The 15095-nt window shown below is 66.0% G+C and carries 14 protein-coding genes; 11 read left to right on the forward strand and 3 right to left on the reverse strand.

What is annotated here, in order from left to right; all coding sequences use genetic code 11:
• Positions 1 to 8 precede the first annotated feature (8 nt).
• From GGD62_RS37575 to GGD62_RS37585, 3 genes are read left to right on the forward strand one after another with little or no spacing between them, the layout of a single operon-like run.
• Positions 9 to 1208, forward strand: coding sequence for a mandelate racemase/muconate lactonizing enzyme family protein (locus GGD62_RS37575; protein ID WP_018320648.1), 1200 nt, complete (start codon positions 9 to 11; stop codon positions 1206 to 1208).
• Between the two features lie 12 nt (positions 1209 to 1220).
• Positions 1221 to 1988: an SDR family oxidoreductase gene (locus GGD62_RS37580; RefSeq protein ID WP_183713674.1), complete on the forward strand. Its 768-nt coding sequence runs from the start codon at positions 1221 to 1223 to the stop codon at positions 1986 to 1988.
• A 21-nt stretch (positions 1989 to 2009) separates the two neighbouring features.
• Positions 2010 to 3041, forward strand: a complete 1032-nt coding sequence (locus GGD62_RS37585) for an L-idonate 5-dehydrogenase (RefSeq protein WP_179738502.1) — start codon at positions 2010 to 2012, stop codon at positions 3039 to 3041.
• Positions 3042 to 3115: 74 nt separating this feature from the next.
• Here GGD62_RS37585 and GGD62_RS37590 read toward each other — a convergent pair whose 3' ends face one another.
• Entirely contained in the window at positions 3116 to 4033 is a 918-nt protein-coding gene (locus GGD62_RS37590; protein ID WP_183713677.1) for a DUF3280 domain-containing protein, read from the reverse strand.
• 190 nt (positions 4034 to 4223) lie between these two features.
• On the opposite strand from GGD62_RS37590, the gene GGD62_RS37595 reads away from it, so the two are divergent.
• Both GGD62_RS37595 and GGD62_RS37600 read left to right on the forward strand, forming a co-directional pair.
• Positions 4224 to 5606, forward strand: a complete 1383-nt coding sequence (locus GGD62_RS37595) for a sensor histidine kinase (protein WP_183713680.1) — start codon at positions 4224 to 4226, stop codon at positions 5604 to 5606.
• Positions 5603 to 6265, forward strand: a complete 663-nt coding sequence (locus GGD62_RS37600) for a response regulator transcription factor (RefSeq protein ID WP_028140919.1) — start codon at positions 5603 to 5605, stop codon at positions 6263 to 6265. The genes GGD62_RS37595 and GGD62_RS37600 overlap by 4 nt, the downstream gene beginning before the upstream one ends.
• A 29-nt stretch (positions 6266 to 6294) precedes the next feature.
• Here GGD62_RS37600 and GGD62_RS37605 read toward each other — a convergent pair whose 3' ends face one another.
• Positions 6295 to 7278, reverse strand: coding sequence for a VOC family protein (locus tag GGD62_RS37605; RefSeq protein WP_183713682.1), 984 nt, complete (start codon positions 7276 to 7278; stop codon positions 6295 to 6297).
• A gap of 144 nt (positions 7279 to 7422) precedes the next feature.
• On the opposite strand from GGD62_RS37605, the gene GGD62_RS37610 reads away from it, so the two are divergent.
• From GGD62_RS37610 to GGD62_RS37625, 4 genes are all read left to right on the forward strand, one after another.
• On the forward strand, positions 7423 to 8214 hold the full coding sequence (locus GGD62_RS37610) for a DNA-binding transcriptional regulator (RefSeq protein ID WP_183234573.1): 792 nt from the start codon (positions 7423 to 7425) through the stop codon (positions 8212 to 8214).
• A gap of 76 nt (positions 8215 to 8290) precedes the next feature.
• The gene (locus GGD62_RS37615; protein WP_183713685.1) at positions 8291 to 9808 is read left to right on the forward strand and encodes a bifunctional 3-(3-hydroxy-phenyl)propionate/3-hydroxycinnamic acid hydroxylase; all 1518 of its coding nucleotides are present in this window, start codon (positions 8291 to 8293) and stop codon (positions 9806 to 9808) included.
• A gap of 24 nt (positions 9809 to 9832) precedes the next feature.
• Positions 9833 to 10684, forward strand: a complete 852-nt coding sequence (locus tag GGD62_RS37620) for a fumarylacetoacetate hydrolase family protein (RefSeq protein WP_183713688.1) — start codon at positions 9833 to 9835, stop codon at positions 10682 to 10684.
• Between the two features lie 43 nt (positions 10685 to 10727).
• Positions 10728 to 11939, forward strand: a complete 1212-nt coding sequence (locus GGD62_RS37625; RefSeq protein ID WP_183713691.1) for an ABC transporter substrate-binding protein — start codon at positions 10728 to 10730, stop codon at positions 11937 to 11939.
• 4 nt (positions 11940 to 11943) lie between these two features.
• Here the strand turns inward: GGD62_RS37625 and GGD62_RS37630 are convergent, their stop codons facing one another.
• Entirely contained in the window at positions 11944 to 12786 is an 843-nt protein-coding gene (locus tag GGD62_RS37630) for a hypothetical protein (protein ID WP_183713694.1), read from the reverse strand.
• Between the two features lie 214 nt (positions 12787 to 13000).
• On the opposite strand from GGD62_RS37630, the gene GGD62_RS37635 reads away from it, so the two are divergent.
• Complete coding sequence (locus GGD62_RS37635; protein ID WP_183713697.1) at positions 13001 to 13885, forward strand: IclR family transcriptional regulator; 885 nt, start codon at positions 13001 to 13003, stop codon at positions 13883 to 13885.
• 1 nt (position 13886) lies between these two features.
• Positions 13887 to 15083 carry a CaiB/BaiF CoA-transferase family protein gene (locus GGD62_RS37640; RefSeq protein ID WP_183713700.1) on the forward strand — a complete coding sequence of 399 codons (1197 nt, stop codon included), beginning with the start codon at positions 13887 to 13889 and terminating at the stop codon, positions 15081 to 15083.
• The last annotated feature ends 12 nt before the right edge of the window (positions 15084 to 15095 follow it).

Raw genomic sequence — 15095 nt, forward strand, 5'->3', positions numbered from 1 at the left:
CTGTTGCAGTGAAGATCACTTCGATCGAGACCCTGCGCACCGAGGAATTCTCCAACGTCATCTGGGTGCGAATCCACACCGACACCGGCGTGATCGGGCTCGGCGAGACCTTCTACGGCGCGGGCGCGGTCGAGGCGCAGATCCACGACACTTTTGCCGGCCGCCTGCTCGGCCGCAATCCCCTGCACATCGAAGCCATCCACCGCGACATGCTGAACCTGCCGATGGCGCAGTCCTCCACCGGCGTCGAATACCGCGCGGCGTCCGCGATCGACATCGCGCTGTGGGACCTGTTCGGCAAGGTTTGCAATCAGCCGGTGCACCAGATGCTCGGCGGCCTCTGCCGCGACAAGCAGCGCATCTACAACACCTGCGCTGGCACGCAATATGTCCGCTCGACCAATATCAGCCCGGTCGCGAACTGGAATCTCGGGGCGTCCAAGGGCCCCTATGAAGACCTTGATGGCTTCATGAATCACGCCGATGCACTGGCCGAGAGCCTGCTGGAAAGCGGCATCTCCGCGATGAAGATCTGGCCATTCGATCCGGCGGCGCAGGAGAACAAGGGCCTTTACATCACCGCCGCGCAGATGAAGCAGGCGATCGAGCCGTTCGAGAAGATCCGCAAAGCGGTCGGCGACAAGATGGAGATCATGGTCGAGCTCCACTCGCTGTGGAACCTGCCGACCGCCAAGCAGATCGCCCGTGCGCTCGAGCCTTACAAGCCGACCTGGTACGAAGACCCGATCCGGATGAACTCGCCGCAGGCGCTGGCCGAATATGCCCGCTCGACCGACGTCTGGGTCTGCGCCAGCGAGACGCTTGGCTCGCGCTTCCCCTACAAGGACATGCTCGACCGCGACGCCATGCACGTGGTGATGGCGGATCTGTGCTGGACCGGCGGCCTCACCGAGGGCCGCAAGATCGCGGCGATGGCCGAGACCTATCACCGGCCCTTCGCGCCGCACGATTGCATCGGCCCGATCGGCTTCATCGCCGCCATCCACATGTCGTTCAGCCAGCCCAACACCCTGATCCAGGAATCGGTGCGCGCCTTCTACAAGGGCTGGTACAATGAGCTCGTCACCACCATGCCCGTGATCAAGGACGGTTTTGTCTATCCGATGGAGGGGCCCGGTCTCGGCGTCGACCTTCTGCCCGCCGTATTCGACCGCTCAGATCTCACCGTGCGCCGCTCCAACGTCTAAGGACTTTCTGACATGAGCACCTCTCTTTTCGATCTCTCCGGGCGCACGGCGCTCGTGACCGGCTCCTCCCGCGGCCTCGGCCGCGCCATCGCGGAAGGCATGGCCAAGGCCGGCGCGAAGATCATCGTCAACGGCGTCGATCCCAAGCGAGTCGAGCAGGCTGTCGCCGAGTTTCGCGCCGCCGGGCATCAGGCCGAAGGCGCAGCCTTCAACGTCACCGACGAGCCCGCAATCATCGCGGCGTTCAACGACTTCGACAAGAAGAACATCGCGGTCGACATCGTCGTCAACAATGCCGGCATCCAGCACCGCAAGCCGCTGGTGGAGTTCACCACCGACGAATGGCGCAAGGTGATCGAGACCAACCTCACCAGCGCCTTCGTGATCGGCCGCGAGGCCGCCAAGCGCATGATCCCGCGCAAGCACGGCAAGATCATCAATATCGGCTCGCTCGGCAGCGAGCTCGCCCGGCCCACCATCGCGCCCTACACCGCGGCCAAGGGCGGCATCAAGAATCTCACCCGCTCGATGGCGGTGGAATGGGCCCAGCACGGCATCCAGGCCAACGCGATCGGCCCCGGCTACATGCTGACCGACATGAACGAGGCGCTGGTCAACAACACCGATTTCAACAATTGGCTGATGGGCCGCATCCCCTCCAAGCGCTGGGGCAAGCCGGACGAGCTGGTCGGTGCCGCGATCTTCCTGGCGTCGGATGCCTCGACCTATGTCAACGGCCAGATCATCTATGTCGATGGCGGCATGATCGCCGCGATGTGATCCGCGAACCAGGAGCAAGCCATGCGCGCCGTCGTCATCCACGCCCCGAAGGATCTCCGGATCGACAATTATCCCGATCCGGCCCCCGGCCCGGGCGAAGTCCGCGTCAAGATCGCCAATGGCGGCATCTGCGGCTCCGATTTGCATTACTACCATCACGGCGGCTTCGGCGTGGTGCGCATCCAGCAGCCGATGGCGCTAGGCCATGAGATCGCCGGCGTGGTCGCGGCCGTCGGTGACGGCGTCACCGACGTGAAACCGGGCACGCGCGTTGCGGTCAATCCGAGCAGGCCGTGCGGCCAGTGCCTGCATTGCCAGGAAGGCATGCGCAACCAGTGCCTCGACATGCGCTTCCTCGGCAGTGCGATGCGCTTCCCTCATGTGCAAGGCGGCTTCCGCGAGTTCATCACGGTCGATGCCACGCAGGCGGTGCCGATCGCGGACAAGCTCTCGCTGGCGGAAGCCGCGGTCGCAGAGCCGCTCGCGGTGTGCCTGCATGCCGGCAAGCAGGCCGGCCCCCTGCTCGGCAAGCGCGTGCTGATCACGGGTTGCGGCCCGATCGGCGCGTTGATGATCCTGGTGTCGCGCTTCGGCGGCGCGGCCGAGATCGTGGTGACCGACGTGGCCGAGGCGCCGCTCGCGGTCGCCAGGAAACTCGGCGCGACGCACGCCATCAATGTCGCAGCCAATGCCAGCGCGCTCGATCCCTGGCGCGCCGGCAAGGGCGTGTTCGACACGCTGTTCGAAGCCTCCGGCAATCAGGCGGCGCTGCGCACCGCGCTCGACGTGCTCCGTCCCGGTGCGACGCTGGTGCAGCTCGGCCTCGGCGGCGAGATGACGCTGCCGATCAATTCCATCGTCGCCAAGGAATTGCAACTCCGCGGCACCTTCCGCTTCGATCCCGAATTCGAGCTCGCTGTGCGCCTGATGGGCGAAGGCCTGATCGACGTGAAGCCGTTGATCACGGCCACCATGCCGTTCGAGAACGCGGTCGCCGCGTTCGAGCTCGCCAGCGACCGCTCGCAGTCGATGAAGGTGCAGCTTACTTTCTGAGCATGATCCGGAAAAGTGTGCAGCGGTTTTCCGAAAAGATCATGCTCAAACAAAGATCTAAAGAGCGATGAGTCTCATCGCTCTTTAGCTGCGCCGGCGGCCTGCTGGCTCTCGATCAGCCGGTCGCCGACCAGCCGCACCGCGCCCCGTTTCCACGAATAATCCGCGCCGAGGCGCAGGCCGCTGTCGCCACGCGCCAGCACCGCGCCGGTGCGGGCGTCGCGCACCTGGAAGCCGAAGGTGTATTCGGTGCGGCTGACCCGCCGCACCACGCCGATCAGCGATTGATCCGCGCCGAGCTCTTTTGCAATCGCGGCCTCGCAGCCGCCGCAGTCGCGTAACGCGCGCGCCTTCGCCGCCTCGCCGCTCGCGCTGCCGACGTCGACGATGCGGTAGCGGCCGGACTGGCCGAGCACGTCACGCACGCCGCCGGTGGTCTCGGCGAGGTACGATGCGTCCGAAGCGGCCGAGGTGCCCCCCGATGCGGCCGTCATGTCCTCCAGCTCGAAATCGAACACCGCAAGCGCGACCGGCGCGGGCGTGCCGAGCGCCGCAATGACCTCGCGGGCGAGGAACGCCTCGGCACGGTCCCAGGCCTCGTCGTTGTCGCCGCGGAATGTGTAGAGCTTCTCGAACAGGACCTTCTTGGCCGCGGTATCGATCACGGCGACCCGCGCCCATTGCACCAGCGTGCTCGTCTTCTGGACGCCGCCGACGACCTTGAATTTTGCATCGGCTTGCCCGGCGGGCGTAAGCTGGTAGCGCTTGTCGGCCCCGACATCCCGCCGCAGCGCGGCCATGAACGCGCCCAGCTGCTTCTCGTGGGCGGCGGTCTGGTCGACCGGCTCGCCGGACGTATCCAGGTACTGGAAATCCTCGATCGACACGCCGGCCGGTGCTGCGGCCGCCGCCTCGGTGCCCGCGCCGGCAGGCCGGACACCCATGAGGACAGCAAGGAGAAAAGCAGGAAGGATCAACCGGGAGAGGTGCATGAGCGTGGCCTCGCAGATGGAGCGGTTGGCAAACTCGGCGGCAGCCTGACACCCTGCAACAGGGGCCGTCCCGGTGAGCGCCGGGAAAATTTCACGTCGTTGCACTGCGGTAACGCGTGGCGCTTTGCGCGGCTGGCGTTCTGCCGTTTAATGCGGCGGCGACAAGCCTGTTCGCGCTAGGTGCTGCCCGATGTGGAACCGTCCGAGATTCGATCTCAAGGTCCGTCTGACGTTGCGCGTGGCCGCCATAACGGCCGCCTGCTTCGCCGCAATCTCCGCCTATTTCCTGATCGCGGCCGACCGCGCGGTGCACGCGCGCATCGACGGCATCGCCGCGATCGTGGCGAAGTCGCTGGAGCTGCAACAGGGCAAGATCCAGTGGGTGGCCGGCCCGCGCGACTTTCCCAACCTTGATCCCGTCGCGGCCTATGTCATGACGCCCGGCCTGTGTCTGGCTTTCCGTGGCCCAAGCGGCGAGATGCTGCAGCGGTTCTGCAGCGGTGCGCCTGCCCCGGCGAGCCCGTCGCCGCAGGTCTTCGCGGCCTTCTATCGCAGCCTGTTCGACCCCGGCCGCGAAGCGGCGCGGCCCGTGATCGTGCGCGGCGCCAAGCTCGGCGAGACGGTGGTCTCGGTCGATCCGGCCGTGCAGACGGCGGAGGCCTGGCACGAGGCCGGCCGCCTGATGATCGCGTTTGCGATCGCGCTGCCGCTGCTGTGCTTGCTGGTCTACGCCGCGCTGGCGCGCGCGCTGCGCCCGACCCGCCTGATCCGCACCGGCCTCGAGCGGATCGCCGCCAACGACCTCTCGGCGCGGCTGCCGCCGTTCGATCTGGCCGAACTCTCCGCGATCCGCGACGGCTTCAACCATCTCGCCGAAAGCCTCGACAATGCGCTCGCCGAGCGCAGCGAGCTGACGCGCAAGCTGATCGCGCTGCAGGACGACGAGCGCCGCCATCTGGCGCGCGAGCTGCACGACGAGTTCGGCCAGTCGCTGGCCGCGATCCGCGCCCTCGCCTCCTCCGCCCGCCAGACCGCCGCGCAGGACTGCCCCGCTTTGCTCGGCGAATGCGATGGCATCGCGCGGACCGCGACCAGCATGATGGAGACGCTGCGCGGCGCGCTGTTCCGGCTGCGCCCGCCCGACGTCGAGGAGCTCGGGCTGGTTGCGAGCCTGGAAGGCCTCGTCGCGGGCTGGAACGGACGCAGCCGCGGCGAGACGCGCTTTTCGATCCATTTCGACGGCGCGGTCGAGACCCTGCCCGCCGCGATCAGCGCCAACCTCTACCGCATCGTGCAGGAGGCGCTCACCAACGCGGCCAAGCACGCCGGCGCCACCAAGGTGGACCTGCATTTGACGATGGCGGCAGACGAGATCGCGCTTGCTATCGACGACGATGGCCGGCCGAGCGATGCGTCGGTCAAATCCGGCATGGGCCTGCTTGGCATGCGCGAGCGCGTTGCGGCCTTGCGCGGCCGGATGAGCTTCGAAGTCGGTGCCAACGGCGGCTCGGCGCTGCGCGTCGTCATTCCGCTCACCGCCGCCGATCGGCAGGTGCTGGAGCATGCGGCATGAGCGCGGCCGATGCCTCGATCCTGCTGGTCGACGACCATTCGGTGGTCCGCGAGGGTTATCGCTCCGTGCTCCAAAAGCAGCCGGGCCTGCGCGTCATCGCCGAGGCTGCTGACGGCGCGGAGGCCTACCGGCTGTACAAATCCGAGGCGCCTGACCTCGTCATCATGGATCTGAGCATGCCCGGCATCGGCGGCATCGAGGCCGTGAGGAGGATCAGGCAATGGGACAAAGGCGCAAGGATCCTCATCTTCACCATGCATCAGAATGCGGGCTTCGCCGTGCAGGCGATCCGCGCCGGCGCTAGAGGTTATGTCACCAAGACCAGCCCGCCGGAAACGCTGGTGCGGGCCGTGATGGACGTGCTCGCCGGCAAGATCGCCATCAGCCCCGACATCGACCACGAGTTGGCGCTGAGCCGGCTCGGCGGCGAAAGCTCGGCCGCCGACGTCCTCACCGCCCGCGAGTTCGAGGTGATGCGGTTGCTACTCGCGGAGCGGACGACGGAGGAGATCGCCGAAACGCTGCATGTCAGCCCGAAGACGGTGGCGAATCTGCATTCCCTGATCAAGGACAAGCTCGGCGTCGGCTCCGACATCGAGCTGGTCCGCCTCGCGCTGCGCCAGGGACTGCTGACCGAGCCCGATCTCGGCGAAGCCTGAGCGTTCAGGCTACGCCGCGCGGCCACGGATCATTCGCGCGCGACCACGTGGTCCAGCCACGCGCAGTTAAGCGGCGGCACGCGGGGATCGGCGACGCGCACGCCGCGCGCCGCCGCTTCGAGCCGCATGTCGCGCAGGCGCTTGCGCTGTTCTTCCGGCATATGGAGGCGCTCGTGGCCCCACAGCGACGGGCCGTCGAACGTCTCATGCGGCTGCCAGGTCTCGGGATCGATGACGCGCGCGCCCCAGCCATATTCGATGAAGAAGCCGGAAGGGGTGTTCACGTAGAACGAGGTCATGTGGTCGTTGGTGTGCCGGCCCAGCGTGTAGGCGACGCGGCCTTCGTCCAGCTGCGCGAGATCGTAGCCTTGTCCGACATCGTCGAGGCTGCCGAGCTCGACCATGAAATGATGCATCGCCTTGCGCCCCGAGCCGACCATCGCGAAGCTGTGGTGGCGACCGTTGACATGGAAGAAGTACAGCCCGTACGGCTTCAGTCCGAAATCCGAGACGTGGAAGCCGAGCACGTCGCGGTAGAACGGCAGCAGGGGCTCGACATCCTCCACATTGAGCACGACGTGCCCCATGCCGAGCGCGCCGGTACGGAAGCCCGAGATCGGCCGGCCTGGCCTGAAGGGCTCGGACGCAAGCTCCGGCTTGCAAAAAGCTTCCAGCCGGTTGCCGGCGGGATCGGCGAACGAAATCAGCTCGGCGACATGCCGCTCGTCAGCGAGCGCGCGCGAGCCGCGCGTCACCTTGACGCCGTGGCTTTCGAGCCGTCCCGCCAATTGATCCAGCTCTGCCGTGGACGAAACTTCCCACCCCATCACCGCAAGGCCGGCATCGCTGCTGCCGTCCACGATCAGCCGCTGCTTGCGATCGTCCATGCGGAACGCGCACATCTTGCCGCCGCGATCGACCCGCTGCATGCCGAGCAGTCCCGTCGCCATCCGGCCCCACTGGTCGAGCTGCGATGAATTGATTGCGATATAGCCGAGCGCGGTGATTTCCATCGAATTCCTCCCGAAGGCATCGCGTGTGCCGCAATGCGGCGAACTTGATACCGGCCGCCCACGATCTTAACGTGGCGTTCCGCAATCGCTTCGCGTTCGCAACGATAATCGCGAGACCGCGCGCCACAAGGGAGGAAATGCGAAGTGTCCAAGGAGCGGACGGGGACGGCAGCCCCCCGGCAGTCGGAAGGCGTCCGCGCCTTCAAGCGCGGGCTCGACGTGCTGCGAGAGGTCAATCGCTCCGGCGGCATCCGTGCCGGCGACGTGGCCCGCGCGCTCGACCTGCCCCGCCCCACCGTCTATCGCCTGCTCGAGACCCTGGAGGAACTCGGCTATATCGCCCGCAGTGCCAGCGACGATCGTTTTCGCGTCACCCGCCGCGCGCTGAGCCTCGGCGACGGCTATGATCCCGGCGTGGTGATCTGCCAGGCGGCGGCGCCTTATCTCGCCGAGCTCAGCAAGGATCTGGTCTGGCCGGTCGATCTCTCCACTTACGAGAACGCGGCGATGGTGGTGCAGGAGACCACCCATTCCCGCAGCCCGCTCTCGATCGACCGCGGCATGATCGGCAGGCGCCTGCCGATGCTGCGGACGTCCGCGGGCCGCGCCTATCTCGCCGCCTGCCCGGCCCGCGAGCGCGACCTCATCGTCAATCATCTGCGCCGCATCGACGAGGCCGACGACCGCCCCTTTCTCGACGAAGCCCGCCTCGATCGCATGATTGCCGAGACGTCTGCGCGGGGTTACGCGATTCGCAGCGAGGGCGAGTATAATCCCAAGACGGCTTCGATCGCCGTTCCCATCGTGCGGGGCGGCGTCGTGTTCGGCTGTATCTCCATCATCTGGATTCGCTCGGCGCTGGGGATCGACGAGGCGATTGCGCAGTTTGCAGCGCGGCTTCAGGAGACGGCCGCGGCCATCCCGGTCGAGGACTAGGCGGATCCGTCCGCTGGGCGGACACTTGGCGCGGCGGCGTTGAATGGGCGGCATGGCTTGGGGAAGAGATAGCCCCATGCAAAATAAATCCGTCCCCGAAGAGTTCGATGTCGTGATCGTGGGCCGTGGTCCGGTCGGCGCCACGCTCGCCAATTTGCTCGGCCTGTGCGGCGTTCGCGCGCTGGTGCTGGAGCGCGAGGCGCGGACCTATCATTTGCCGCGCGCCGTGCATTTCGACGACGAATGCATGCGCGTGTTCCAGACCATCGGTTTAGCCGACGCGATCCTGCCGCAGACAATCCTCAGCCCCGGCATGCTGTTTCTGGACGCCAACGGAAAGATGCTGCTGGACTGGTCGCGCCCGCAGACATTGACCCCGATGGGGTGGCATCTCAGCTATCGCTTCCACCAACCCAATCTGGAGGACGTGCTGATCGGCGGTCTTGCCCGCTTTCCCAACGTCACCTTGCGCAACCGCTGCGATGTGTTCGCGCTCGATCAGGACGAGTATGGCGTGCGCGTCCGCTACGAAGACCTCTCGAACGGAACACTTACCGAAGTCCGCGCAGGCTATGTGATCGGCTGCGACGGCGCCCGCTCGCTGGTCCGCCGCTTCATCGGCTCCGGCATGGACGATCTCGGCTTCCACGAGCGCTGGCTGGTGATCGACGTGCTGCTCAAGCGCGCGCGCGACGATCTCGGCGATTACAGCCTCCAGCATTGCGATCCCAAGCGGCCGGCGACCTATGTGCGCGGCACCGGCACGCGGCGGCGCTGGGAGATCACGGTTCTCCCGGACGAGGATTCCCAGGAGATCGCGCAACCGGCAAAGACCTGGGAGCTGCTGTCGCGCTGGATCACGCCTGATGATGCCGAACTCGAACGCGCCGCGGTCTACACGTTCCATTCGGTTATCGCACAGCAATGGCGCAGCGGCCGATTGCTGCTCGCGGGCGATTCCGCACACCAGACCCCGCCCTTCCTCGGCCAGGGCATGTGCGCCGGAATCCGCGATGCCGCAAACCTCGCCTGGAAGCTCGCCGCGATCATCCGTGACGGCGCCGCACCCGATCTGCTCGACACCTATCAGAGCGAACGCCAGCCGCATGTGCGCGAATTCATCGAGCTCGCCATCCGTCTCGGCGGCGTGATCAACACCAAGGCGATCGAAGCGGGCCTTGCCGCCGGCCAGGCCCGAGCGAATGCGCCGGTGAAGCTCGAGGTGAAAAAGCCCCTGCTCGGCCCCGGGCTCGCGCTCGGCGAGCTGCCCTTGGCCGGACATCTCGCGCCGCAGTTCGAGCTACGGGACGGCCGCCGCGGCGACGACCGGATCGGTTACGGCCACGTGCTCCTCGTCGAGAGTGCGACCACGCACTCATCGCGTTTTTCGCAAGCCGGAATCCAAATCCTGACCAGCGACGATGCCGCGGGCATCGGCGACTGGCTTCGCGAGCACGGCATCATCGCCGCACTGGTCCGCCCGGACCGTTACGTGCGCGGCACTGCCCGTAACGACGCAGAACTCGACCGGCTCGTCGCCGCCCTCACGCCTCCAACCCAGATTTCTTCAAACCATGTGCCGTCCGCGGCCTGACCCAACAATTCTCAAGGATATCTCATGAAGCTGCTTTCTTTCATCGCCGACGGCCGCGCCTCTTTCGGCGCCGTCAAGGACAACGGAATCGTCGATCTCGGCGCGCGTATGGCGCCCTGCACCACGCTGCGGCAGTTGCTCGAAGCGGATCGCCTCGCCGAGGCGGCAAAGCTGGTCGCGTCCACGGCGCCCGATCATCCGCTCGACAAGATCAGCTTCGCCCCCGTGATCCCCGATCCCGGCAAGATCATCTGCGTCGGCCTGAACTACCGCGATCACGTCGCCGAAACCGGTCGCACCGTCACCGAGAAGCCGGCGCTGTTCGTCCGCTTTCCCTGCAGCCAGGTCGGCCATCTCCAGCCGATCGTGAAGCCGAAAGTGAGCGACGATTTCGACTATGAAGGCGAGCTCGCGCTGGTCATCGGCAAGGCCGGCCGCCACATTCCCGCAAGCCGCGCGTTCCATCACATCGCCGGCTATTCCTGTTACAATGAAGGCAGCATCCGCGACTGGCAGCGCCACACCAGTCAGTTCCTTGCCGGCAAGACCTTTGCCGAGAGCGGCAGCTTCGGCCCCTGGCTGGTGACGGCGGACGAGATTCCCGATCCGTCGAAGCTCGCCTTGCAGACGCGCCTGAACGGCACCGTCGTGCAGGACACCACCACCGACCTCCTGATCACAGGCATCCCCGAGCTGATCGCCTACACATCCACCATCTGTCCGCTCGTCCCCGGCGACGTCATCGTCACGGGCACGCCGGGCGGGGTCGGCGCCAAGCGGACGCCGCCGCTGTGGATGCGCCCCGGCGATACCGTCGAGGTCGAGATCTCAGGCATCGGAACCTTGCGCAACACGGTCACCGCCGAACCGGCCTGACCACGTCTTCGAACAATCAAAAACGACAAAGTCAGGAAACGCCATGGCCAACCTCCGCACGACATCCGCCGCCATCCTGCTGGTCACGCTGGCGCTCGCGGGCCCGCCTGCGCGCGCCGAGATCAAGGGCGATGCGATCCGCATCGGCGTGCTTACCGACATGAACGCCGTATTCGCCACTGCGATGGGTCCGGGCTCGGTCGAGGCGGCGCGAATGGCCGCGGAGGAGTTCGGCGGCAAGATCAACGGCAAGCCGATCGAGATCCTGCAGGCCGACCACCAGAACAAGCCGGATCTTGCGGCATCACTCGCCCGCAAATGGTTCAGCGACGGTGTCCAGGCGATCGCGGATGGTGGCAGCTCCGGCGCGGCACTCGCGGTGCAGGAGCTCGTGCGCGGCAACGGCAGGATCTTCCTCGTCTCCGGCGCCGGCGCCAATCAACTGACCGACGAGGCGTGCGCGCCGACCAGCGTGCAATGGACTCAGGATGCCTATTCCACCGCGACCGCCGTGGTCTCCGGCATCATGCAGACCAGCAAGGAGCCATGGTTCTTCATCACCGGCGACTATGCCTTCGGCCATTCGATCGAAGCGACCGCACGCGCCCGTATCGGTGAGCTCGGCGGCAAGGTCGCCGGCAGCGTCAAGGCGCAGCTCGGCACGCCCGACTACTCGTCGTTCCTGCTGCAGGCGCAGTCCTCGGGCGCCAAGATCCTCGCCATCAACGTCGCCGGCGACAACGCCACCGCAATCAAGCAGGCCGAGGAATTCGGCCTCGCCGACCAGGGCATCAAGATCGTGCCGATGTCGTTCCAGAACGTCGATATCGCGGCTGTCGGGCTGAAGGCGACCCGTGGCGACCTCATCGTCACCTCGTTCTTCGAGGACGTCTCGCCCGCCGCCCGGAAATTCTCCGACGCCTTCTATGCACGCCGCAAGGCCATGCCCTCGCAGATCCAGGCCGGCGTCTATTCCGCCGTGCGTCACTATCTGCAGGCGATCAAGGACACAGATTCCGACAACAGCGCCGCCGTGATGGCGAAGATGAAGGCGACGCCGGTGTCGGATGCCTACACCCCCAACGGCCGCATCCGCGAGGATCAGCGCATGGTGCACGATCTTTATCTGGTGCAGGTCAAGACACCCGAGGAATCCAAAGGACCCTGGGATTTCGTCAGGCTGGTCGCGACCATCCCGCCCGACCAGGCCTTCCGTCCGCTCGACCGCAGCAAGTGCAGCCTGGTCGGTAAATAACCGCTCAGGCCAAGTACCGCGCCAGATAGCCTTCCATCGCATAGAGCGCGCAGAGGGCGAGGCTCGACCACACAGCGGCGCTGAAATACAGGAACATCCAGGTCAGCTCGCCCTTCCAATGGGCGATGTCGTGAGTCACCACCCAGCGCGTCGAGACGTCATGCAGGCCTTCGAGGAAGCCCAGGAACCTGCCGCCCTCGGCGTGCCCGGCCCGCCAGCGGCTGAGATACATCGGCACGTCGACGGTGACGAGGAAGGCGAGGAAGCAGGCGATGCCGACGATGCCTGACATCAGCGCCCAGCGCACCGGGCCCTGGAATTCCGGCATCAGGCGGCACAGCGCGATGCCGGCGAGGAAGAAGGTCACCGCCCACAGCGAGTTCTCGATCGCGTTGTAGAGGAAGTTGGTCGTCACCACCGCGTACCAGGAGAAACACTCCGCGATGATGATGATCGGCACGATCACGAGCGCGATGTTCACCGCGGTCTCGGCGCCGGTCATCTTTCCGAACTGATGCAGGATGATGGCCCATTGCGCGACGAAGCAGAGCTCGGCCACGGTCGCAACCGTTCGGCCGACGACGACGCTCGAGAGCCAGGTGTCGAACAGGCAGATGCGCTGCACATCGGCGCGCGGCAGGAATGAGCGGAACGCGCAGCCGAACACATAGCCGGCACACAGCAGCAGCATCAGCCCGATATCCGAGCCGCCACCGAGGCTGCCTGCAGGCGTCGGGTAGAATTCGCGGTACAGCATGAACCACACCAGGATATTGGCGCCGCTCACGAGCGTGAGGGATCCCCACCACCACGCGAGGGGATTTGACCGCGCCTGCCACTGCAACATGAACCGCTCCGCAAAATTATCGATCTGACATGTCGTCGTAATAATCCTGTCACAACACGACATGCAATCACGACAAAAATCTGTGTGTGCGGCGCGGTCCGGCGAGTCCTTCAACGAAAACCTCGACGCGATATCGGTGTCCACATATCGGACAATTTTGCCATTTTCGCCGAATCTATTGGACAGAAGCGATTTCGCCGTCTGATATTCGGGGATGACCCCGAGAGATTCATCCAAACCGCGACATCCGCTCTCCTCCGCCGCCGCAGTGCTGGCGGAGAGTGTTGACGACGCCGCCTTCGCCACGACGCTGGCAAAGGGGCTCGTCGTGCTCGAGGCGTTCAAGGCCGGGAGCACGCTGCTGGGCAACATGGAGCTGTCGGCGCTGACCGGCATTCCGCGGCCGACGGTGGCGCGGCTGACGCACACGCTGGCCGAGCTCGGCTACCTCCGCTACGACGCCGAGCGGGCCAAGTACCGCGTCGCTGCGCGGGCACTGCGGATCGCGCATCCTCTGCTGGCCGGAATGCAATTCCGTCAGATGGCGCGGCCCCTGATGCAGGAGCTGGCGCTCAGCGTCCGCGGCACGGTCTCAATCGGCCTGCTCGACGCGACGTCGATGATCTATGTCGAGACCGCGCGCTCCGGCGACGTCGGGCCGCACGCGCCCGACATCGGCATGCCGATTCCCGTGGTGATGACGGCCATGGGCCGCGCCGCGGCGGCGACCCTGCCACCAGCCGATGCAGACCGGCTCGAACGGAACATCGGTGCTGAAGACCCCGAGCTGTGGTCGGCCTTCCGCGACAAATATCGGGCCGGGATCGCGCAATGCAAAAGCCGCGGCTTCTGCACATGCTGGGGCGAGTACATGGCCTCCATCCATGCCGTCGCCGCGCCGCTGTTTCACACGAGCGAATCGAGGCAGTCGTTCTCGATCAATTGCGGCATCCCCGCCTTCCGGCTCCAGCCGGGCCAGCTGGAAGGCGAGATCGGCCCGCGCATCGCGGCACTCGCCGACAGCATCCGCGCCATCGTCGGACAGGCCGAGCTCGCGCCGCCGCGCAAGACCAAGAAGATCACAAGCGCCGGAAAATGACATGGCTGGACCGCTCGAGGGACTGAAGGTTCTCGACATCGCGACGATCATTGCCGCGCCGTTCGCCGCCACGCTGCTGGCCGACTACGGCGCCGAGGTGCTCAAGATCGAGATGCCCGGAAACGGTGACGGCGTAAGGTCGTTTCCCCCGTTCAAGGATGGCAAGCCGCTATGGTGGAAGGCCGCCAATCGCAACAAGAAGTTTGCCACGCTCGATCTGCGCACGGGAGAAGGACTTGCGCTGTTCAAGCAGCTGCTTCCGCGCTTCGACGTGCTGATCGAGAATTTCCGTCCGGGAACGCTCGACCGATGGGGTTTGCCTAAGGAGGTGCTGTGGTCGATCCAGCCGCGCCTCGTGATCCTGCGCGCCACCGCCTTCGGGCAGGATGGACCTTATCGCGAGCGACCTGGCTTCGCCCGTATCTTCGAGGCCATGGGCGGGCTCACCTACATCACGGGCGAGAGCGATGGCGAGCCGACCCATCCGGGATACCCGATCGGGGATTCGATCGGCGGCCTGTTCGGCGCCGTTGGCGTGCTGGCGGCGCTGTGGAAACGGGCGCGCGATCCCGATGCGCCCGGCGAGGAGATCGATCTTTCGCTGACTGAGGCGACCTTCCGCCTGCTCGACGTCCTCGCCATCGAGCACGATCAGCTCGGCACCGCTCGCAGCCGGATCGGCAATTCCAACGGCTATTCGGCGCCGGCCGCCGTGTTTCGCACCAGCGACGATCATTGGGTGACGCTCGCAGGCTCGACCAACGCGCTGTTTGCGGCGAACTGCCGGGCGATCGAGCGGCCCGACCTGATCACCGATCCGCGCTTTGCCAGCAACGACCGGCGCGTCAGGCACGCCGCCGAGCTCAACGACATCTTCGCCGGCTGGTGTGCCACCCATCCCCTTGAGGAGGTCCTCGCGCGATTCAATGCCGCGCAGGGAACGCTCGCCCCGATCTATTCGATCGACCAGATCGCCGACGACCCGCAAGTGAAGGCGCGCGAGGTGATCACCCGCGTTGCCGACAAGGATTTCGGCACGGTCGCCATGACCAATGTCGTGCCGCGCTTCACCAATGACCCCGCGCGATTGCGTCACGCCGCCGGCGACGTCGGCGAGGACAATGACGAGGTGTTTCGCAATTGGCTCGGCCTTTCGGACCAGGAGATCGAAAGGCTCACCGCGCGAAAGGTGATCTGAAATTAACAAGAC

Origin of the sequence: Bradyrhizobium sp. ERR14, from assembly GCF_014198235.1 — a bacterium.
Classification (GTDB): domain Bacteria; phylum Pseudomonadota; class Alphaproteobacteria; order Rhizobiales; family Xanthobacteraceae; genus Bradyrhizobium.